17 protein-coding genes, 1 tRNA gene, 1 pseudogene and 1 riboswitch are annotated in these 18722 nt (G+C 53.8%); of the genes and pseudogenes, 10 read left to right on the forward strand and 9 right to left on the reverse strand.

All coding sequences use genetic code 11. From position 1 onward, the window contains the following. A partial coding sequence (locus tag GA0061070_RS22605; protein WP_139109821.1) for a transposase occupies positions 1–311 on the forward strand: 311 nt, incomplete at its 5' end. Between the two features lie 5 nt (positions 312–316). Here the strand turns inward: GA0061070_RS22605 and GA0061070_RS22610 are convergent. Next, positions 317–699: pseudogene (locus GA0061070_RS22610) on the reverse strand (hypothetical protein). A 190-nt stretch (positions 700–889) separates the two neighbouring features. After that, positions 890–965, reverse strand: a tRNA-Ile gene (locus tag GA0061070_RS22615). Positions 966–1091: 126 nt separating this feature from the next. Between GA0061070_RS22615 and mug the strand changes: the two genes are divergently transcribed. Continuing rightward, positions 1092–1598 carry a G/U mismatch-specific DNA glycosylase gene (gene mug / locus GA0061070_RS22620; RefSeq protein ID WP_090138598.1) on the forward strand — a complete coding sequence of 169 codons (507 nt, stop codon included), beginning with the start codon at positions 1092–1094 and terminating at the stop codon, positions 1596–1598. Positions 1599–1657: 59 nt separating this feature from the next. On the opposite strand, the gene rpoD is transcribed toward mug, so the two are convergent. The 3 genes from rpoD to rpsU form a co-directional block, all read right to left on the reverse strand. Beyond that, the gene (rpoD, locus tag GA0061070_RS22625; protein ID WP_090138600.1) at positions 1658–3502 is read right to left on the reverse strand and encodes an RNA polymerase sigma factor RpoD; all 1845 of its coding nucleotides are present in this window, start codon (positions 3500–3502) and stop codon (positions 1658–1660) included. A 157-nt stretch (positions 3503–3659) separates the two neighbouring features. After that, entirely contained in the window at positions 3660–5405 is a 1746-nt protein-coding gene (gene dnaG, locus GA0061070_RS22630) for a DNA primase (RefSeq protein WP_090138604.1), read from the reverse strand. A gap of 169 nt (positions 5406–5574) precedes the next feature. Next, complete coding sequence (gene rpsU, locus GA0061070_RS22635; RefSeq protein ID WP_001144069.1) at positions 5575–5790, reverse strand: 30S ribosomal protein S21; 216 nt, start codon at positions 5788–5790, stop codon at positions 5575–5577. A gap of 235 nt (positions 5791–6025) precedes the next feature. Here rpsU and tsaD point away from each other — a divergent pair, with 235 nt between their 5' ends. Next, positions 6026–7039: a tRNA (adenosine(37)-N6)-threonylcarbamoyltransferase complex transferase subunit TsaD gene (tsaD, locus tag GA0061070_RS22645; protein WP_090138607.1), complete on the forward strand. Its 1014-nt coding sequence runs from the start codon at positions 6026–6028 to the stop codon at positions 7037–7039. Between the two features lie 35 nt (positions 7040–7074). On the opposite strand, the gene plsY is transcribed toward tsaD, so the two are convergent. Continuing rightward, the gene (plsY, locus tag GA0061070_RS22650) at positions 7075–7686 is read right to left on the reverse strand and encodes a glycerol-3-phosphate 1-O-acyltransferase PlsY (RefSeq protein ID WP_090138609.1); all 612 of its coding nucleotides are present in this window, start codon (positions 7684–7686) and stop codon (positions 7075–7077) included. Positions 7687–7847: 161 nt separating this feature from the next. Between plsY and folB the strand changes: the two genes are divergently transcribed. Continuing rightward, positions 7848–8207 carry a bifunctional dihydroneopterin aldolase/7,8-dihydroneopterin epimerase gene (folB, locus tag GA0061070_RS22655; protein ID WP_090138611.1) on the forward strand — a complete coding sequence of 120 codons (360 nt, stop codon included), beginning with the start codon at positions 7848–7850 and terminating at the stop codon, positions 8205–8207. A gap of 112 nt (positions 8208–8319) precedes the next feature. Then, positions 8320–9138, forward strand: a complete 819-nt coding sequence (gene bacA, locus GA0061070_RS22660; RefSeq protein ID WP_090138612.1) for an undecaprenyl-diphosphate phosphatase — start codon at positions 8320–8322, stop codon at positions 9136–9138. An 11-nt stretch (positions 9139–9149) separates the two neighbouring features. On the opposite strand, the gene GA0061070_RS22665 is transcribed toward bacA, so the two are convergent. Both GA0061070_RS22665 and GA0061070_RS22670 read right to left on the reverse strand, forming a co-directional pair. Continuing rightward, complete coding sequence (locus GA0061070_RS22665) at positions 9150–10391, reverse strand: multifunctional CCA addition/repair protein (protein WP_090138613.1); 1242 nt, start codon at positions 10389–10391, stop codon at positions 9150–9152. A gap of 64 nt (positions 10392–10455) precedes the next feature. Then, positions 10456–11070 carry a TIGR04211 family SH3 domain-containing protein gene (locus tag GA0061070_RS22670; RefSeq protein ID WP_090138615.1) on the reverse strand — a complete coding sequence of 205 codons (615 nt, stop codon included), beginning with the start codon at positions 11068–11070 and terminating at the stop codon, positions 10456–10458. A 239-nt stretch (positions 11071–11309) separates the two neighbouring features. On the opposite strand from GA0061070_RS22670, the gene GA0061070_RS22675 reads away from it, so the two are divergent. The 3 genes from GA0061070_RS22675 to hldE are packed head-to-tail and all read left to right on the forward strand — an operon-like array spanning position 11310 to position 16954. Further along, positions 11310–12611, forward strand: a complete 1302-nt coding sequence (locus tag GA0061070_RS22675) for a CYTH domain-containing protein (protein ID WP_090138617.1) — start codon at positions 11310–11312, stop codon at positions 12609–12611. Between the two features lie 16 nt (positions 12612–12627). Next, positions 12628–15477 (forward strand): bifunctional [glutamate--ammonia ligase]-adenylyl-L-tyrosine phosphorylase/[glutamate--ammonia-ligase] adenylyltransferase, encoded by a 2850-nt coding sequence (gene glnE / locus GA0061070_RS22680; protein WP_090138619.1) that lies wholly within the window; start codon positions 12628–12630, stop codon positions 15475–15477. A gap of 46 nt (positions 15478–15523) precedes the next feature. Beyond that, positions 15524–16954, forward strand: a complete 1431-nt coding sequence (hldE, locus tag GA0061070_RS22685; RefSeq protein ID WP_090138621.1) for a bifunctional D-glycero-beta-D-manno-heptose-7-phosphate kinase/D-glycero-beta-D-manno-heptose 1-phosphate adenylyltransferase HldE — start codon at positions 15524–15526, stop codon at positions 16952–16954. A gap of 70 nt (positions 16955–17024) precedes the next feature. Here the strand turns inward: hldE and ubiK are convergent, their stop codons facing one another. Next, entirely contained in the window at positions 17025–17321 is a 297-nt protein-coding gene (gene ubiK / locus GA0061070_RS22690; RefSeq protein ID WP_090138623.1) for a ubiquinone biosynthesis accessory factor UbiK, read from the reverse strand. Positions 17322–17443: 122 nt separating this feature from the next. Then, a riboswitch (FMN riboswitch) is annotated at positions 17444–17593 on the forward strand. A 106-nt stretch (positions 17594–17699) separates the two neighbouring features. Here ubiK and ribB point away from each other — a divergent pair. After that, complete coding sequence (gene ribB / locus GA0061070_RS22695) at positions 17700–18353, forward strand: 3,4-dihydroxy-2-butanone-4-phosphate synthase (RefSeq protein WP_090138625.1); 654 nt, start codon at positions 17700–17702, stop codon at positions 18351–18353. 118 nt (positions 18354–18471) lie between these two features. Then, positions 18472–18722 (forward strand): transposase domain-containing protein (locus GA0061070_RS22700; RefSeq protein ID WP_208598199.1); only part of this gene is annotated, 251 nt, incomplete at its 3' end.

Raw genomic sequence — 18722 nt, forward strand, 5'->3', positions numbered from 1 at the left:
AGCAGTATCCGGTGGTGCTCCAGTCATGGCGACGGAAGTGGGAAAATCTGTCGGCTTACTTCCGCTATCCGGCAAATATCCGTAAGGTTATTTACACCACAAATGTCATCGAATCGGTGCATCGCCAGTTCAGAAAGCTGACGAAAACCAAAGGGGCCTTCCCTAACGAAAACAGTCTGCTGAAGCTGCTTTATCTGGGGCTGATGAACGCACAGGAAAAATGGACAATGCCCATTCAGAGCTGGAATTTGACATTGTCTCAGTTAGCCATTTATTTTGACGGACGTCTGAATAGCGTGATGACGTTGTAGAGTTTTTAACGTGACACAGAATTCTGAACGCTCTCCTCACCTTCAATGTGAGGGCGCCGATTCTCTCCATCATCACGTACGACTTTCGATTGTCCAGGCATTCCATACCGTGAGCAGTTGCACCACACCCCTTTACCACCCCCGCTTTGCGTCGTGTCTTGACGTCTCTCGTAGCTGACTATCTTCTCAGTCCATCTTTCACCATTGCCTCAAGCGAGCGCCGGGTGGATTCAACCTGGTATTTTTTATCGAAGCTACTGGTCTTGTGCAGCAGGTAGGCCACACCAGAAACATCGAACGGCGGTGGCCCAATTTCACCTGTCACCCATTCGCGGTTATCCGGTTCGAAGTAGTTGAGTATCTCTTTTTTGTGGCTGGTCAGTATCATGGCTGGTGGATTCCTTATTGTGGGATACATCTATCCTACAATAAGTGCTTGGGAGATAAATGGAGTGATTTTTGAGCATTTAGCAGGAATGACAACCAAGCGATCTTATACCTTAGATTACTTCCTCATCGGCCCCCCACGGAACCCCCAAAAAGAAAGGACTCACGCTGTTAACGTAAATCCTTGAATTTGGTGGCCCCTGTTGGGTTTGAACCAACGACCAAGCGATTATGAGTCGCCTGCTCTAACCACTGAGCTAAGGGGCCGTAGCGGGGGGATTATAAAGTAACTTACCCCTGCAATCCAGCATGAATATCCTGTCTGATGTTTTTATAAACAACGCATTTTCAATCCCTTATACTGGTACTTATGATAATTGACCAGGTATAACTATGATTAATGATATTCTCGCTCCCGGGCTACGCGTGGTGTTTTGTGGTATCAATCCGGGTAAATCTTCTGCCCATACCGGCTTCCACTTTGCTCACCCTGGCAACCGTTTCTGGAAAGTGATCCATCAAGCTGGCTTTACCGACAGGCAGTTGCGACCAGAAGAGGAGAGTCATCTGCTGGATACGCGCTGTGGCATTACTATGCTGGTGGAACGCCCGACGGTGCAGGCCAGCGAAGTGGCGCTGAATGAATTGCGTACTGGCGGCAGAGAGCTGGTTATGAAGATAGAGGAGTATCAGCCTGCTGCGCTGGCGATCCTCGGCAAACAGGCCTTTGAGCAGGCCTTCAGCGTCAAAGGTGCTAATTGGGGCAGGCAGACAATGAGCATCGGCGTGACGCAAGTTTGGGTGCTACCGAACCCCAGTGGGTTAAATCGTGCGACACTGGATAAGCTTGTGGCCGCTTACCGCGAACTGGACGACGCTCTGGCGACAAAAGGGCTGTAGCGCGGCGGAAGTAAAAAAGGCTCCCGCCGGGAGCCTTTCACTACAACGAGATGAAAAAATTAATCGTCGAGGAAGCTACGCAGCACTTCAGAACGGCTCGGATGGCGCAGTTTACGCAGCGCTTTCGCTTCGATCTGGCGGATACGTTCGCGGGTAACGTCAAACTGTTTACCCACCTCTTCCAGCGTGTGATCGGTATTCATATCGATACCGAAACGCATACGCAGTACTTTCGCTTCACGGGCGGTCAGACCAGCCAGAACATCGTGCGTTGCCGCGCGCAGGCTCTCGGTGGTAGCTGAGTCCAGCGGCAGCTCAAGGGTGGTATCCTCGATAAAATCACCCAGATGCGAATCTTCATCATCACCAATCGGTGTTTCCATGGAGATTGGCTCTTTGGCGATTTTCAGCACTTTGCGGATTTTATCTTCCGGCATCAACATGCGTTCGGCCAGCTCTTCCGGTGTCGGTTCGCGCCCCATTTCCTGCAGCATCTGGCGGGAGATACGGTTGAGTTTGTTGATGGTCTCAATCATATGCACCGGAATACGAATAGTGCGCGCCTGATCCGCGATGGAGCGGGTGATCGCCTGACGGATCCACCAGGTTGCGTAGGTGGAGAACTTGTAACCACGGCGGTATTCGAACTTATCAACCGCTTTCATCAGACCGATGTTGCCTTCCTGAATCAGATCGAGGAATTGCAGACCACGGTTGGTGTATTTCTTGGCGATAGAAATAACCAGACGCAGGTTCGCTTCCACCATCTCTTTCTTCGCACGGCGCGCTTTTGCTTCGCCGATGGACATACGACGGTTAATATCTTTTACCTGCTCAATGGTCAGGCCGGTTTCTTCTTCAATTTGTTGCAGTTTTTGCAGGCTGCGCTGAACTTCTTCCGTTACTTCATGCAGCTTTTCGGACCACGGCTTATTCATCGCCAGCGCGGCATTGAACCAAGTTTCACTGGTTTCATTGCCGGTGAACAACGTAATGAAGTTTTTCTTCGGCATTTTGCACTGTTCAACGCATAACTTCATGATGATGCGTTCCTGAGTGCGCACGCGATCCATCATGGTACGCATGCTGTTCACCAGGTAGTCGAACTGTTTCGGCACCAGGCGGAACTGCTTGAAGACTTCAGACAGCTTGAGGATCTCTTCCTGTGCCGCTGTGTGGCTGCGGCCTTTGGCTTTGATCGTGTCACGAGTCAGTTCGTACTGGGTACGCAACTCGCCGAATTTTTCACGAGCCAGCTCAGGATCGATGCTGTTGTCATCATCGCTGTTGTCATCGTCTTCTTCGTCTTCTTCATCATCGTCGTCATCCATCTCTTCGCTGGAGAGCTCAGAGCCGACGTGGGTTGCCGTTGGCGCAAGATCTTCTTCGGCATTCGGATCGACAAAGCCGGTGATCAAATCGGACAGACGCGCCTGTTCCGCTTCGACGCGGTCGTATTGTTCTAACAGATAGGTAATGGCTTCCGGGTACTCGGCAACGGAGCACTGAACCTGGTTAATCCCGTCTTCGATACGTTTGGCGATGTCAATTTCGCCTTCACGGGTCAGTAGTTCAACGGTACCCATTTCACGCATATACATGCGAACCGGGTCGGTCGTGCGCCCGATTTCTGATTCCACGCTGGAAAGCACTTGCGCAGCCGCTTCGGCAGCGTCATCGTCCGTGTCGGCAGTGGTCTCAGCCAACAGCAAATCATCAGCATCCGGTGCATCTTCCATCACCTGAATGCCCATGTCGTTGATCATTTGGATGATGTCTTCGATCTGATCGGAGTCGACGATATCTTCCGGCAGATGGTCATTGACCTCGGCATAGGTCAGATAGCCTTGCTCCTTACCACGGGTGACAAGAAGCTTCAGCTGTGACTGCGGGTTTTGCTCCATAAGACGGTATCCACACTTAAATTCATGAGGGTTGGTGTCGGTCGGCGAAATAAGCAGCCAACATTTAACGCGAGGGTGTATTTATATTTTTGCCGCTGGCCCTCATCGCGGCTGTCGGGATCAACCCGATCGGTTATCGGCACTTAAGCCGTTGAATTCATTTTTTCGCCAGTTCCTGGTTTAACTGCCACAGTTCCCGGCGTTCTTCGCTGCTTAAACCGTGCGTACGATCGCGAGCTATCAGCTCTTCCTGTCGCCGTTCGAGCATCGAATCAAACATATGATTGAGCGAGTCGGTAAACGCTTTCTCTGCGATTTCCTTATCTGCTATATCGTCCCACATCGACAGTTTTTCAAGGGTTGCGGCCTCTTTGGTGCCGCGATAGTGCTCCAGCAACTGTCCGGTCGTCAAACCTGGCTGTGACAAACAAGTGTTGACCAGTTCTGCAAATAAGCCAAGGCCGGGTAGCCTGGATTGATCCAGCCCTTCTAACGACGGAACCGCCGATGCCAGCTCCGGGTTCTGGATCAATAACCCTATAAGTATACGCATGGTTGTGCGTTTTAGCTGCGGAGCGGGGCGCGGAGCGCTGTTTTCCACTTGTTTTGGCATCAAACGATCAAGTTGCGCGTCGTCGAAAATACCAATTTTGTTCCCCAGCAACTGACGAAGCTGAATGCGTAACGTCTCGCCAGGCACCTGATTGATTAACGGCAGTGCCAGCGCGGCAAGTTGCGTAGTGCCATCCGGCGTCGTCAAATCCGCCTGCGGCAACAGGCTGTTAAACAAAAACGTGGAGAGCGGCTGAGCCTGCTCCATCCGCGCTTCGAATGCCGCTTTGCCCTCTTTACGCACCAGCGTATCCGGATCTTCACCATCCGGCAGGAACATAAAACGCAATTGACGACCATCGTTCATATAAGGTAGCGCGGTTTCCAGCGCACGCCAGGCGGCATCACGGCCCGCCCGGTCACCGTCATAACAACAGATGACGTTTTTCGTCACTCTGAACAGTAACTGGATATGATCCGCCGTGGTGGATGTACCCAGCGAAGCAACTGCATAGTTGATGCCGTACTGCGCCAGTGCAACCACGTCCATATAACCTTCGACGACCAACAGGCGCTGAGGTTCATCGTTATCCAGTTGCGCTTCATAAAGGCCATACAACTGGCGGCCTTTATGGAAAATATCGGTCTCCGGGGAGTTGAGGTATTTGGGGGTATCGTTACCCAAAACACGCCCGCCAAAACCAATCACCCGGCCACGCTTGTCGCGAATGGGGAACATCACCCGTTCACGGAAGCGATCGTAACTGCGTCCCTGATCGTTCGTTACCAGCATGCCTGCGTCGATCAGCGATTTGCGGTTTTCGCTATTGCCGCCAAAACGCTTTAACACGTTGTCCCAGCCGGGAGGGGCGTAACCAATGGCGAAACGCGCAATAATTTCGCTACTCAAACCGCGCCTTGCCAGATACTGGCGCGCCGGTTCAGCGGCTGGTGGCGTCAGAGATTGCTGATAAAATGCGTTGAGACCGTCCATCAACTGGTAGAGCGTTTGTCGTTGATGGCGCTCTATCAGGCTGGGCCCGCTGCCTGCTTCAAAAGGCACTTCAAGGTTATGCATGGCGGCCAGCTCTTCGACGCTTTCCACGAACTCGAGCTTGTCGTAGTTCATTAAAAAGTCGAGGGCGTTACCGTGCGCGCCGCAACCAAAGCAGTGGTAAAACTGTTTTTCACCGTTCACGGTGAAAGAAGGGGTTTTTTCATTATGGAATGGACAACACGCGTGGTAGTTCTTGCCCTGCTTTTTCAGCTTCACACGTGCGTCGATGAGATCGACGATGTCGGTGCGCGCCAGCAGGTCATTGATAAAAACACGTGGGATTCGTCCAGCCATAGGCCCCGTTTTGATCTTTTATAACCCCGTTATTCAGGCCGCTGAATGCGGCGAAAATCACGCTGGTTATATCAGGTTATAAACGAAAATAAGCCGCGCATTCCTTTCGGAAGCACGGCCTTACAACTACAACTCGGTCTAAATCTGAGAGCGTGCCGCTCTCAAAAGATTAGTACAGACGAGTACGGCGTGCGTTTTCGCGAGCCAGTTTCTTCGCGTGACGTTTCACAGCGGATGCTTTAGCGCGTTTGCGTTCGGTAGTCGGTTTTTCATAGAACTCACGACGACGAACTTCCGCCAGAACACCTGCTTTTTCGCAGGAACGTTTGAAGCGACGCAGAGCTACGTCGAACGGCTCGTTTTCACGTACTTTAATTACCGGCATGTGCCTCTCACCTTTGATTAATTCGGTTTGCCGCTGGCGTTCACACCAGCTTATTTCAAAATGGTGCGGAATTTTACTGCAACTACTGCTGCTTTGTAAAGCACCGACGCGCTTTTTGAAAGGGACTTTTGTAAGGGTGAGGAGTATACACGAACTCCTCGCCAGGGGTGAGCAAAGTTTTACATCGACCAGCATTCGCCCTACACTGCGCGGTATTGCAAAGAGGTAAAGATCCATGCGCGTACTGGGCATTGAAACATCCTGCGATGAAACTGGCATCGCAATTTATGACGACCACCAGGGGCTTTTAGCCAACCAACTGTATAGTCAAGTGAAACTGCACGCAGATTACGGCGGCGTGGTGCCGGAACTGGCTTCCCGCGACCATGTGCGTAAAACCGTGCCGCTGATTCAGGCCGCGCTGAAAGAAGCCGGGCTTGCGGCAAAAGATATCAATGCGGTGGCCTACACGGCCGGACCTGGCCTGGTCGGCGCACTGCTGGTTGGCGCGACGGTCGGACGTTCGCTGGCTTTCGCCTGGGATGTCCCGGCGATTCCGGTTCACCATATGGAAGGTCACCTGCTGGCGCCGATGCTGGAAGAACACCCGCCGGCGTTCCCGTTTGTGGCACTGCTGGTTTCCGGCGGGCACACGCAGCTCATCAGCGTTACCGGCATTGGTCATTACGAACTGCTGGGCGAATCAATTGATGATGCCGCAGGGGAAGCATTTGATAAAACCGCCAAACTGTTGGGGCTTGATTATCCCGGCGGGCCGATGCTGTCAAAACTGGCGTCGCAGGGCACTGAGGGTCGTTTTGTCTTCCCGCGCCCGATGACTGATCGTCCGGGGCTGGATTTCAGTTTTTCCGGGCTGAAAACCTTTGCTGCGAACACCATTCGTACCAATGGTGATGACGAGCAAACCCGTGCCGACATTGCACGAGCATTTGAGGATGCGGTGGTTGATACGCTGATGATCAAATGTAAACGCGCGCTGGATCAGACCGGTTTTACGCGTCTGGTGATGGCGGGCGGCGTGAGCGCCAACCGCACTCTTCGGGCGAAACTGGCGGAAATGATGAAAAAGCGTCGCGGCGAGGTTTTTTATGCGCGTCCAGAGTTTTGTACCGATAATGGTGCGATGATCGCCTATGCGGGTATGGTACGTCTGAAAGCAGGAAATGATGCCGGACTTAGCGTAACGGTTCGTCCGCGCTGGCCACTGGCGGATCTGCCAGCGGCGTAAACTGCGACAACCCGGTTGCTGAGATGCCGCCGGGCTTACTCTTCTTTTTTCTTCTTCTTTAGCTTCGACCAGATTTTGCTTTCCTGGCGGCGCCACAGGCGCTGAATATTGTCATGGTGACGTAGCAGAATCAGACAGGAAAGCATCGCTACCGGGAAGGTGAACTGCGGTTTGAACCACCAGACATAGAACGGTGCGATCAGCGCGCTGACAATCGCGCCCAGCGATGAGTAACCGCTCAACAGCACGGTTAAAAGCCAGGTTCCCGCCATGACGCCCGTCAAGTCCCAGCCGATCGGCGCAATCGCGCCAAATGCCGTTGCTACGCCCTTACCGCCCTGAAATTTAAAAAATACCGGCCAGATATGACCAAGACAGGCGGCGATAGCAATAAGCCCTAGCCAGAAAGGTGTTACGCCAAGCGCGTAAGCCCCCCAGACGGGCAGCATTCCTTTCAGAATATCGAAAATCAGTACCGTTACGGCTGCTCCCTTGCCGCCAATGCGTAAAACGTTGGTCGCTCCGGGATTGCCAGAACCACTTGCTCGCGGATCGGGAAGACCGGCGAGGCGGCAGACCAGGATGGCGCTGGAGATTGAGCCACAAAGGTACGCAAGGAGGATCATTCCAGGCGCGATTGCACTCATGACGCTGTTCCGTTGTGAAAAAGTCGTTTTATTCTCTGCATCAATGGATAATACGCATAAATTCTGGAAAGTGGTATCCAGTGAATGCGCAAAATCTGCCAGCGCGCAGGAAAGATCGGGCCTGGCGGCATAGTGTTGAAACAAACTGCAGGTGGAATGTGATGGATATTGTATTTATTGAACAGCTTTCGGTAATCACCACTATTGGTGTTTACGACTGGGAACAGACCATTGAGCAGAAGCTGGTGTTCGATATCGAAATGGCCTGGGATAACCGCCAGGCGGCGAAAAGTGATGATGTGAATGATTGTCTCAGCTATGCCGATATCGCCGATGTGGTTGTCAGTCATGTTGAAGGCGGGCGTTTTGCGCTGGTCGAGCGTGTTGCAGAAGAGGTGGCCGAACTGCTGCTGGCGCGTTTTCATTCGCCATGGATACGCATTAAACTGAGCAAACCAGGCGCCGTGGCGCGGGCGCAGAGCGTCGGCGTAATCATTGAGCGTGGGTTAAATCTGAAATAAAGTATTTGAATTCATAATAGTTAAACCAAGCTCTAGTATTCAGGTCATAGATGATGGCCATTCACGGCTACTCCTCAGGGCCGTTTTCCATTTCTTTTTTAGGGGTTTATTGATGAGCGATCTACATTCGCTGCTGGTGGCAGCCATTTTGGGTGTCGTTGAAGGATTGACGGAGTTCCTGCCAGTTTCCAGTACTGGTCATATGATTATTGTCGGGCATTTGCTGGGATTTGAAGGTGATACAGCAAAAACGTTCGAGGTTGTGATCCAACTGGGCTCGATTCTGGCGGTTGTCGTGATGTTCTGGCGACGCCTGTTTGGTTTAATTGGTATTCACTTCGGTAAGCAACCGCATGAAGGTACAGGTACGGGACGCCTTTCTCTGATTCATATCATTTTAGGTATGATTCCGGCGGTGGTGATTGGCCTGGTATTTCACGACACTATTAAGTCGCTGTTTAACACGCTCAACGTGACTTATGCGCTGGTGGTCGGCGGTTTCCTGCTGATTGCCGCAGAAGTACTGAAGCCGAAAGTACCGCGCGCGCAGGGTGTGGATGATATGACTTATCGCCAGGCGTTTATTATTGGTTGTTTCCAGTGTCTGGCGTTGTGGCCGGGTTTCTCCCGTTCCGGGGCGACCATTTCCGGCGGTATGCTGATGGGTGTTAGCCGTTATGCCGCATCAGAGTTCTCTTTCCTGCTGGCTGTACCAATGATGTTGGGAGCAACCGCGCTCGATCTTTACAAGAGCATGGGGTTTCTCACCACGGGCGATATTCCGATGTTTTCAGTGGGTTTCATCACCGCTTTTGTTGTCGCGCTGATCGCCATCAAAACCTTCCTGGAACTGATTAAACGCATCTCGTTTATCCCGTTCGCGATTTACCGTTTTATTGTTGCAGCGGTAGTGTACCTGGTCTTCTTCTAAGGCTCGCGCCCTCAGTCTTTGGGCTGAGGGCAACGATGCGCTTTCCACTCCGCCAGCGCGGCTATCCGGCGGCGCGTCAACTCTTCGCGGACTTCTGCTCCCTTAAAACCGGCTTCAATCACCGCTTTGGTTGGAACGGCACGAGCCACTTCCCACGCTTCACGCAGTAAACGTCCTTGTGGATAGTCGCAAGCTTCAAAACCGGTACGTCCGCGCACATCGGCTTCGCTGGTCAGGGCAATTTGTTCTACGCGCTGCGGTTTGCGCCAGGCATCAATTGAGTCGAACAACCTCACAATGGTTTTGGGCTGCAAAATGGGAAAGGTGTGGATCAGATCGTGAAACTCCGCCACCAGTTTTGCCAGATCGCGGATCTCATTCGGTACGCGCAGACGCTGGCATAGCCCTGCGATCAGTTTGACGCCCGCCGGGCCGTGCCCGTGATGGCGTGGCCAGAGTTCTTTTGGCGTCAGCGCTTTTCCCAGATCGTGACATAACGTGGCGAAACGCACGTCCACTTCCGGGCTGAGCATAGCGGCCATTGTCAGCGTCATCAGTGTGTGAACGCCAGTGTCAATTTCCGGGTGCCACTTCGCCGGAGCGGGCACGCCAAACAGCGCGTCGACCTCGGGGAATAGCACCTTCAGCGCGCCGCAGTCGCGCAACACCTGGAAATAGACCTGGGGATTACGGGTATGCAGTGCATTCTCGGTCTCTTTCCAGACGCGCTCTGTGGTCAGATGCGCCAGCTCGCCAGCATCGGTCATAGCGCGCATCAGCAACATCGTTTCGTCGGCAATACAAAAACTGAGGTGAGCATAGCGGGCTGCGAAGCGAGCAACGCGCAGCACGCGCAGGGGATCTTCGCTAAACGCCGGGGAGACGTGACGTAAAATGCGGTTACGCAGATCATACTGACCATTGAACGGGTCGACGATGTGTCCGTTTTCGTCCTGTGCCAGTGCATTGACGGTTAAGTCACGGCGCAGTAAATCTTGTTCAAGGGAGACATCGGGAGCGGCATGAACGATAAAACCGGTATAACCCGAGCCGGATTTACGTTCGGTGCGGGCCAACGCATATTCTTCGCGGCTTTGCGGGTGGAGAAACACTGGAAAATCGCGACCTACCTGCTGGTAGCCCGCGTTGAGCATCTCTTCCGGCGTGGCGCCGACCACAACCCAGTCTCTGTCTTTGACTGGCAGGCCTAACAACGAATCACGTACAGCACCACCGACCAGATAACTCTTCACACCACTCTCCTCTACACATAAGTCGACAGATAATACGTAAGTGTAGAGAAGATGGCGAATATGCTTAACTCATCCAGCGATCTTTGCGCTTGCGGCTTGGGATCATATGCGGCAACAGCAGGCCGAGGATCAAACCCGCGCCCAGCACACCGCCGCCATACATAAACCATTGCATAATGATGGTGCGCTGCTTGTCGTCCAGTTGCAGATTCGCCGCGTTCACTTTCTTCTGCGCGACAATTAATTCATTTTTCAGCTTCTGGTTTTCGTCTTTCAGGCCGCTGATCACTCCGTCGCTCTGCGCCACTTTTTGCTGCATTTCAGCAGTGCGCTGGTTCCAGGTGTTATCGATATTGTTCAGTTTATCGGTCAATGTTTTGACCAGGTTTTCCAGCTCTGGTACGCGAGTACGTAGGCTCGGCTCTGCGCTCAACTCTTTCAGCGGGATCCAGACAGTCCGTCCAGTGCTGTCGCGCACCTGGCCGTAATCGTTGTTTTGTTGCAGCAGAGACACTTCCTCGCCAGCATTTACCGTACCGACAAGGCGATAATTATCGCCAGGGCCACTACGTACCCAGGTATTCAGTTCGTCGGAAACATACCGTTTTTCTTCAGCGTGGATCCCAACGGACGCACTCAGTGCAACCAGGGTCAATCCAATCAGGCGTAATTTTGGCATCAGGCAGTCATTATTTTCGTTAAATGTGAATGGGAAACAGTGACATCAGTCTGACGACACCCGGCAGGTGGCATCAATCGGAATCTTCCGGGTCAATCTGCGCGCTTATACGAACTTTTGCACCCAGCAAATTGCGCATTGCATGGCAATTTGGCACACAATACTATTTACTGACAAACATCAGGGGCGTTAGTTCGCCGAAATTTTCACTGATGTGACATAACCATAAGTGCAAGGCCATGGCTCAGGAAATCGAATTAAAGTTTATCGTTAATGCCGACAGCGTGGAAACGCTTCGTCACCATCTGCATACGCTGACCGAAGAACATATTGCTGCCAGCCAGTTACTGAATATTTACTATGAGACACCGGACAACTGGCTGCGCGGTCATGATATGGGGCTGCGTATCCGGGGTTTTGATGGCCAGTATGAGATGACGATGAAAATTGCCGGACGGGTGATTGGCGGTTTGCATCAGCGTCCTGAATATAATATTCCGCTTACCAGCCCGGAGCTGGATCTGGCGCGCTTTCCCGCCGAAGTGTGGCCGGATGGCGAGCTGCCTGCCGATTTACAGGCGCGTACGCGCCCACTGTTCAGCACCGATTTTTACCGTGAAAAATGGCTGGTCAATGTCGGTGAGAGCCGAATTGAGATTGGCCTCGATCTCGGCGAAGTGAAAACAGAAGATTACGCCGAGCCGATTTGCGAGCTGGAGCTGGAACTGCTGAGTGGCGACACTGCAGATATCCTTAAACTGGCGCGCCAATTAGCGACGCTCTCCGTTTTGCGTCAGGGAAGTCTGAGCAAAGCGGCGCGCGGTTACCACCTGGCGCAAGGTAATGTCCCACGCGAGTGCCGTCCAACGGCCATTCTGCAAACCGCCCCGAAAGCCTGCGTTGAGCAAGCTTTTGCTGCCGCGCTGGAACTGGCGCTTTCCCAGTGGCAATACCATGAAGAGTTGTGGGTGCGCGGCAACAACGTGGCAAAGCAGGATGTGCTGCGTGCAATTGCGTTAATCCGCCATACGTTGGCGCTTTTTGGCGGTATTGTGCCGCGTAAAGCGAGCGCTCACTTACGTGATTTACTGACGCAGGTAGAAGCCACACTGACTTCGGCGGGTTCTGCCGATACTGCGGTGTGGGATGCGCCTTCAGCAATAGCAAAACTGCTGTTGACCGAGTGGTTGGTAACGCAGGGCTGGCGCGCCTTCCTTGATGAAAAAGCGCAGGCGAAATTTGCCGATTCATTTAAACGCTTCTCCGATGGGCATCTTTCGCGCTGCGCTGCGGAGCTGAAAAAAGCTTTCGCGTATCCGCTGGGGGATAGTTATCGCGACCAGTTGCCGCGCCTGGCACGTGACATCGACAGCGTATTATTGCTGGCGGGACATTATGATCGCGCGCTGGCAAATGAATGGCTGGAGAACTGGCAGGGTCTGTACCACGCCATTGAAACGCGCCAGAGAATTGAGATCGAACACTTTCGTAATACCGCAATTACGCAGGAGCCGTTCTGGCTGCACAGCGGAAAACGCTAACTAAAGGATACTTCGGATGCCGCATGCCTCGCCGTTATCGCAGCACTGGCCCACTGTGCTTTCCCGTCTGCCGGAGGCGCTAACCGCGCAGCCACTCAGTGCGCAGGCGCAGTCAGTACTCACTTTTAGTGATTTTGTTCAGGACAGTATCATCACCTATCCTGAATGGCTGGCCGAGCTGGAAAGCGCGCCGCCGCAGGCAACGGAGTGGCAGCACTACGCGCAATGGCTTAGTAGTGCATTGCAGGAGGTCACGGATGAAGCGGCACTGATGCGTGTTCTGCGCCAGTTCCGTCGTCGGGTAATGGTGCGTATTGCCTGGGGGCAAGCGCTGCGGCTGGTGGCAGAAGAAGATGTCCTGCAGCAACTGAGTGTACTGGCAGAAACGCTGATCGTCGCCGCGCGCGACTGGCTGTACGACGCCTGCTGCCGCGAATGGGGAACGCCGTGTAACCCGCAGGGCGTTGCGCAGCCGATGCTGATTTTAGGCATGGGCAAACTTGGCGGCGGAGAACTCAATTTCTCTTCCGATATCGATCTGATCTTCGCCTGGCCGGAAAACGGGGCCACCCGTGGTGGCCGACGCGAGTTGGATAATGCGCAGTTCTTTACTCGTCTGGGGCAACGGCTGATCAAGGTACTCGATCAGCCGACACAGGACGGTTTTGTCTACCGCGTGGATATGCGTTTACGCCCCTTCGGCGATAGCGGTCCGCTGGTGCTCAGCTTTGCCGCGCTGGAAGATTATTACCAGGAGCAGGGACGTGACTGGGAGCGCTATGCGATGGTGAAAGCCCGCATTATGGGCGATAACGACGGTGAACACGCTCGTGAACTGCGCGCCATGTTGCGCCCCTTCGTTTTCCGCCGCTACATTGATTTCAGCGTGATCCAGTCGCTGCGTAATATGAAAGGCATGATTGCCCGCGAAGTCCGCCGCCGTGGCCTGAAAGACAACATTAAACTGGGCGCGGGCGGCATACGTGAAATTGAATTTATCGTGCAGGTTTTTCAGTTGATTCGCGGTGGCCGTGAACCGGCGCTGCAATCCCGCTCGTTGTTGCCAACGCTGGAAGCCATCGATCAGTTACACCTGTTACCTGAAGGCGAAGTTGACAGGTTGCGGGCGGCCTACCTTTGGTTGCGGCGTCTGGAAAACCTGCTGCAAAGCATTAATGACGAACAGACGCAGACCTTGCCGGGCGACGATCTTAACCGCGCCCGTCTGGCTTGGGGAATGGGCGTGGCAAGCTGGGATGAACTTAGCAGTACGCTGGAAATGCATATGGGCGCTGTACGCCGCGTCTTCAATGAGTTGATTGGTGACGACGAGAGCGACTCACCGGAAGATGTGCTTTCTGAAAACTGGCGCGAACTGTGGCAGGATGCGCTACAGGAAGATGACACCACGCCAGTGTTGGCGCATCTTTCCGATGATGATCGTCGCCGCGTCGTGGCGCTGATTGCTGATTTCCGTAAAGAGATGGATAAGCGCACCATCGGCCCGCGCGGGCGCCAGGTGTTGGATCATCTGATGCCGCATTTGCTGAGCGATGTCTGCTCGCGCGACGACGCGCCAGTGCCGTTGTCGCGCCTGACGCCGCTGCTGACAGGTATCATCACGCGTACCACTTATCTTGAACTGCTGAGCGAATTCCCTGGCGCGCTGAAGCATCTTATTTCCCTCTGTGCAGCATCGCCGATGGTGGCCAGCCAACTGGCGCGTTACCCGATCCTACTCGATGAGTTGCTCGATCCCACTACGCTTTACCAGCCGACGGCAATGAATGCCTACCGCGACGAACTGCGGCAATATCTGCTCCGCGTGCCGGAGGATGATGAAGAGCAGCAACTGGAAGCGCTGCGGCAGTTTAAGCAGGCGCAATTGCTGCGCGTCGCCGCAGCGGATATCGCCGGTACGCTACCGGTAATGAAGGTCAGCGATCATCTGACGTGGCTTGCGGAAGCGATTATCGATGCGGTAGTGCAGCAGGCATGGGGACAAATGGTGGCGCGTTATGGGCAGCCAATGCATCTGCGCGATCGCGAAGGGCGTGGGTTTGCCGTGGTCGGTTACGGTAAGCTGGGTGGTTGGGAGCTGGGATACAGTTCCGATCTCGACCTGGTCTTTTTGCATGATTGCCCGATGGATGTGATGACCGACGGCGAGCGGGAGATCGATGGCCGCCAGTTCTATCTGCGCCTTGCCCAGCGCATTATGCACCTGTTCAGCACGCGTACTTCGTCCGGCATTCTCTATGAAGTGGATGCGCGCCTGCGTCCGTCCGGCGCAGCGGGAATGTTAGTGACGACCACTGAATCCTTCGCGGATTACCAGAAAAATGAAGCCTGGACATGGGAACACCAGGCGCTGGCGCGTGCGCGCGTGGTGTACGGGGATCCGCAACTGGGCGTGGAGTTTGATGCCATTCGCCGCGATATTCTGATGAGTCCGCGCGATGGCACAACATTGCAAACCGAGGTGCGCGAGATGCGCGAGAAGATGCGCGCCCATCTTGGCAACAAGCATAAAGATCGCTTCGATCTGAAAGCCGATGAAGGCGGCATCACCGACATTGAGTTTATCGCTCAGTATCTGGTGCTGCGCTATGCGCATGACAAACCAAAGCTGACGCGCTGGTCTGATAACGTGCGTATTCTGGAAGGGCTGGCGCAGAATAATATCATGGAGGAACAGGAAGCGCTGGCGCTGACGCAGGCTTACACCACGCTGCGTGATGAGTTGCACCACCTGGCATTACAGGAGTTGCCGGGGCATGTGGCGTCGTCGTGTTTTGTCGCCGAACGGCAGCTTATCAAAACCAGTTGGGACAAGTGGCTCGTGGAACCGTGCGCCCCGGCGTAAGTGTGATATTATCGCGCGCAAATTTTGTATCTCTCAGGAGACAGGAATGAAAGTGACGCTACCAGAGTTTAGCCAGGCGGGTGTAATGGTGGTTGGCGATGTGATGCTGGACCGTTACTGGTACGGGCCAACCAGCCGCATCTCTCCGGAAGCCCCGGTGCCGGTGGTGAAAGTCGATACGATTGAAGAGCGCCCGGGCGGCGCGGCGAACGTGGCGATGAACATTGCTTCGCTGGGCGCAACTGCGCGTCTGGTGGGTCTGACAGGTATTGATGACGCGGCGCGCGCACTGAGCAAGGCGCTGGCGGACGTCAATGTAAAATGCGACTTCGTTTCTGTCCCCACACATCCCACCATTACCAAACTGCGCGTCTTGTCGCGCAACCAGCAATTGATCCGTCTGGATTTTGAAGAAGGGTTTGAAGGCATCGATCCACTGCCGATGCATGAGCGTATCAGCCAGGCACTCAGCAGCATTGGCGCGCTGGTGCTTTCTGATTACGCCAAAGGCGCGCTGGCCAGCGTTCAGCAGATGATTGCGCTGGCGCGTAAAGCGGGCGTACCGGTGCTGATCGATCCGAAAGGCACTGATTTTGAGCGCTATCGCGGCGCTACGCTGCTGACGCCAAACTTGTCGGAGTTTGAAGCGGTGGCCGGGAAATGCAAAAACGAAGACGAGATCGTCGAACGAGGCATGAAAGTGATTGCCGATTACGATCTTTCTGCGTTGCTGGTGACCCGCTCCGAGCAAGGTATGACGCTGCTGCAACCGGGAAAAGCGCCGCTGCACATGCCGACTCAGGCACAGGAAGTGTATGACGTGACCGGTGCCGGCGATACGGTGATTGGTGTACTGGCAGCAACGCTGGCAGCGGGTAATTCGCTGGAAGAAGCTTGCTACTTTGCGAACGCAGCCGCAGGCGTAGTGGTAGGTAAACTCGGTACCTCAACGGTATCACCTATCGAGCTGGAAAACGCTGTGCGTGGCCGGGCAGAAACCGGCTTCGGTGTGATGAGCGAAGAAGAACTGAAAGTGGCAGTCGCGGCGGCGCGTAAACGCGGTGAAAAGGTAGTGATGACTAACGGCGTCTTCGACATTCTGCATGCCGGGCATGTCTCCTATCTGGCGAATGCGCGCAAGCTCGGCGATCGCTTGATTGTTGCGGTTAACAGTGACGCTTCCACCAAACGGTTGAAAGGCGAAACCCGTCCGGTCAACCCGCTGGAGCAGCGCATGATCGTGCTGAGCGCACTGGAAGCGGTGGATTGGGTCGTGTCGTTTGAAGAAGATACGCCGCAGCGTTTGATCGCCGGGATCCTACCGGATCTGCTGGTAAAAGGCGGTGACTACAAAGCGGAAGATATTGCGGGCAGTAAAGAAGTTTGGGCTAACGGCGGAGAAGTGCTGGTGCTCAACTTTGAAGATGGTTGTTCAACCACCAATATCATCAAAAAGATCCAGAAGCAGGGCGATTAAACCCGTTATCGGGCCTGCGCAGTGAGCGAGCAGGCCCGGAAAGCGCTCGCGCCAGTCAGCGTAAAAGCAGTTACGCTTGATCGTCTACCGGTGGAATGGCCGGAGCAGGTTTTACTTCTACGTTTTTACCCTGGTTTTCGAGTTCATTCAGGCGTTGCTCCAGCAGCGCCAGTTTTTCGCGGGTGCGCAACAATACCTGCGTTTGCACGTCAAACTCTTCGCGGCTCACCAGATCCAGGCGGGTTAATTGTGCCTGTAACGTCTGACGAATTTTCTTTTCCACATCTTCCCCGAACTCACGGATCCCCTTGGGCATGGATTCGTGAACCTGACGCGCAATCTGTTCAATTTTCTTTGGGTCAATCATTTTAGGTTCTCTGCTCGGATAGGCTCAATAATTCATTGTAGTGTGATAATCCCGGGTGATAAACCAGAATTGTTTGAAGGTCATGCATTGCCGAAGATTATCAATGGCGTTATAGTTATCTCGCTTATTCTCAGGGCGGGGCGAAATTCCCCACCGGCGGTAAATCAGCAGATGCTGAAAGCCCGCGAGCGCTTCAGGCTAACGTTTGAAGGTCAGCAGATCCGGTGTAATTCCGGGGCCGACGGTTAAAGTCCGGATGGGAGAGAGTAACGAATCTGTCGGGCAATGACGCCCGCTCGCGTTATTTTTTTGCCGCATTGCGACACTCCTAAGACTGCCCTGATTCTGGTAACCATAACTTTATTGAGGTCTTTTACCATGAATCAGACGCTGCTTTCTTCTTTTGGCACGCCTTTCGAACGTATTGAACATGCTCTCGCCGCGTTGCGCGAAGGCCGTGGTGTGATGGTGCTCGACGACGAAGATCGTGAAAATGAAGGCGATATGATTTTCGCCGCAGAAACCATGACCGTTGAGCAGATGGCGCTGACTATTCGTCACGGCAGCGGCATTGTCTGCCTGTGCCTGACTGACGACCGCCGTAAACAGCTCGATCTGCCGATGATGGTCGAGAACAATACCAGTGCCTACGGCACCGGTTTTACCGTTACTATCGAAGCCGCGCATGGCGTTACAACCGGTGTTTCGGCGGCTGACCGTCTTACTACCGTTCGCGCGGCAATTGCCGATGGCGCGAAACCTTCCGATCTGAACCGTCCTGGCCACGTTTTCCCGCTGCGCGCGCAGCCGGGCGGCGTATTGACTCGCGGTGGTCATACTGAAGCAACGATCGATTTAGTGACGCTGGCTGGTTTTAAACCGGCGGGTGTGCTGTGTGAATTAACCAATGATGATGGCTCAATGGCGCGCGCCCCGGAGTGCATCAAATTTGCTAAGCAACACAATATGGCTGTTGTGACCATTGAGGATCTGGTGATCTACCGCCAGAAACATGAGCGCAAAGCCAGCTAACTTCTGTTAGTGATAAAAATCCGCAGCCGAAAGCTTAATGCCGATCAGTTAAGGATCGGTTGACCGATCCAGTGGCTGTGTAAGAATCCGTAATCTCACAGGGATTACGGATTTTTTTATGTTACTTAGCCAGGCTCTTGATACCGTCCATAAATTCACGCCAGAAGCGTTTTCTGCTCTTTCTGATCTCCTTTCTCCTGAGCTTATTGATGAATGCCTTGCTGACACCGGCACCGTAACCATCCGTAAGCGTCGACTTCCAATGGAAATGATGGTCTGGGCTGTCGCCGGTATGTCGCTGTTTCGCTCATTGTCCATGAATCAACTGGTGTCACACCTCGATATTCTTCTGCCGGGTAAACGTCCCTT

Origin of the sequence: Kosakonia oryziphila (genome assembly GCF_900094795.1) — a bacterium.
GTDB classification, from domain to species: Bacteria; Pseudomonadota; Gammaproteobacteria; order Enterobacterales; family Enterobacteriaceae; genus Kosakonia; species Kosakonia oryziphila.

Excerpts from the sequence above, each read along its gene's own strand:
- tsaD (WP_090138607.1), top strand. The coding sequence starts at position 6,026 with ATGCGCGTACTGGGCATTGAAACATCCTGCGATGAAACTGGCATCGCA.
- rpoD (WP_090138600.1), bottom strand. The coding sequence starts at position 3,502 with ATGGAGCAAAACCCGCAGTCACAGCTGAAGCTTCTTGTCACCCGTGGT.
- GA0061070_RS22675 (WP_090138617.1), top strand. The coding sequence starts at position 11,310 with ATGGCTCAGGAAATCGAATTAAAGTTTATCGTTAATGCCGACAGCGTG.
- GA0061070_RS22670 (WP_090138615.1), bottom strand. The coding sequence starts at position 11,070 with ATGCCAAAATTACGCCTGATTGGATTGACCCTGGTTGCACTGAGTGCG.
- ubiK (WP_090138623.1), bottom strand. The coding sequence starts at position 17,321 with ATGATTGACCCAAAGAAAATTGAACAGATTGCGCGTCAGGTTCACGAA.
- glnE (WP_090138619.1), top strand. The coding sequence starts at position 12,628 with ATGCCGCATGCCTCGCCGTTATCGCAGCACTGGCCCACTGTGCTTTCC.
- plsY (WP_090138609.1), bottom strand. The coding sequence starts at position 7,686 with ATGAGTGCAATCGCGCCTGGAATGATCCTCCTTGCGTACCTTTGTGGC.
- mug (WP_090138598.1), top strand. The coding sequence starts at position 1,092 with ATGATTAATGATATTCTCGCTCCCGGGCTACGCGTGGTGTTTTGTGGT.
- rpsU (WP_001144069.1), bottom strand. The coding sequence starts at position 5,790 with ATGCCGGTAATTAAAGTACGTGAAAACGAGCCGTTCGACGTAGCTCTG.
- folB (WP_090138611.1), top strand. The coding sequence starts at position 7,848 with ATGGATATTGTATTTATTGAACAGCTTTCGGTAATCACCACTATTGGT.
- bacA (WP_090138612.1), top strand. The coding sequence starts at position 8,320 with ATGAGCGATCTACATTCGCTGCTGGTGGCAGCCATTTTGGGTGTCGTT.
- ribB (WP_090138625.1), top strand. The coding sequence starts at position 17,700 with ATGAATCAGACGCTGCTTTCTTCTTTTGGCACGCCTTTCGAACGTATT.
- hldE (WP_090138621.1), top strand. The coding sequence starts at position 15,524 with ATGAAAGTGACGCTACCAGAGTTTAGCCAGGCGGGTGTAATGGTGGTT.
- dnaG (WP_090138604.1), bottom strand. The coding sequence starts at position 5,405 with ATGGCTGGACGAATCCCACGTGTTTTTATCAATGACCTGCTGGCGCGC.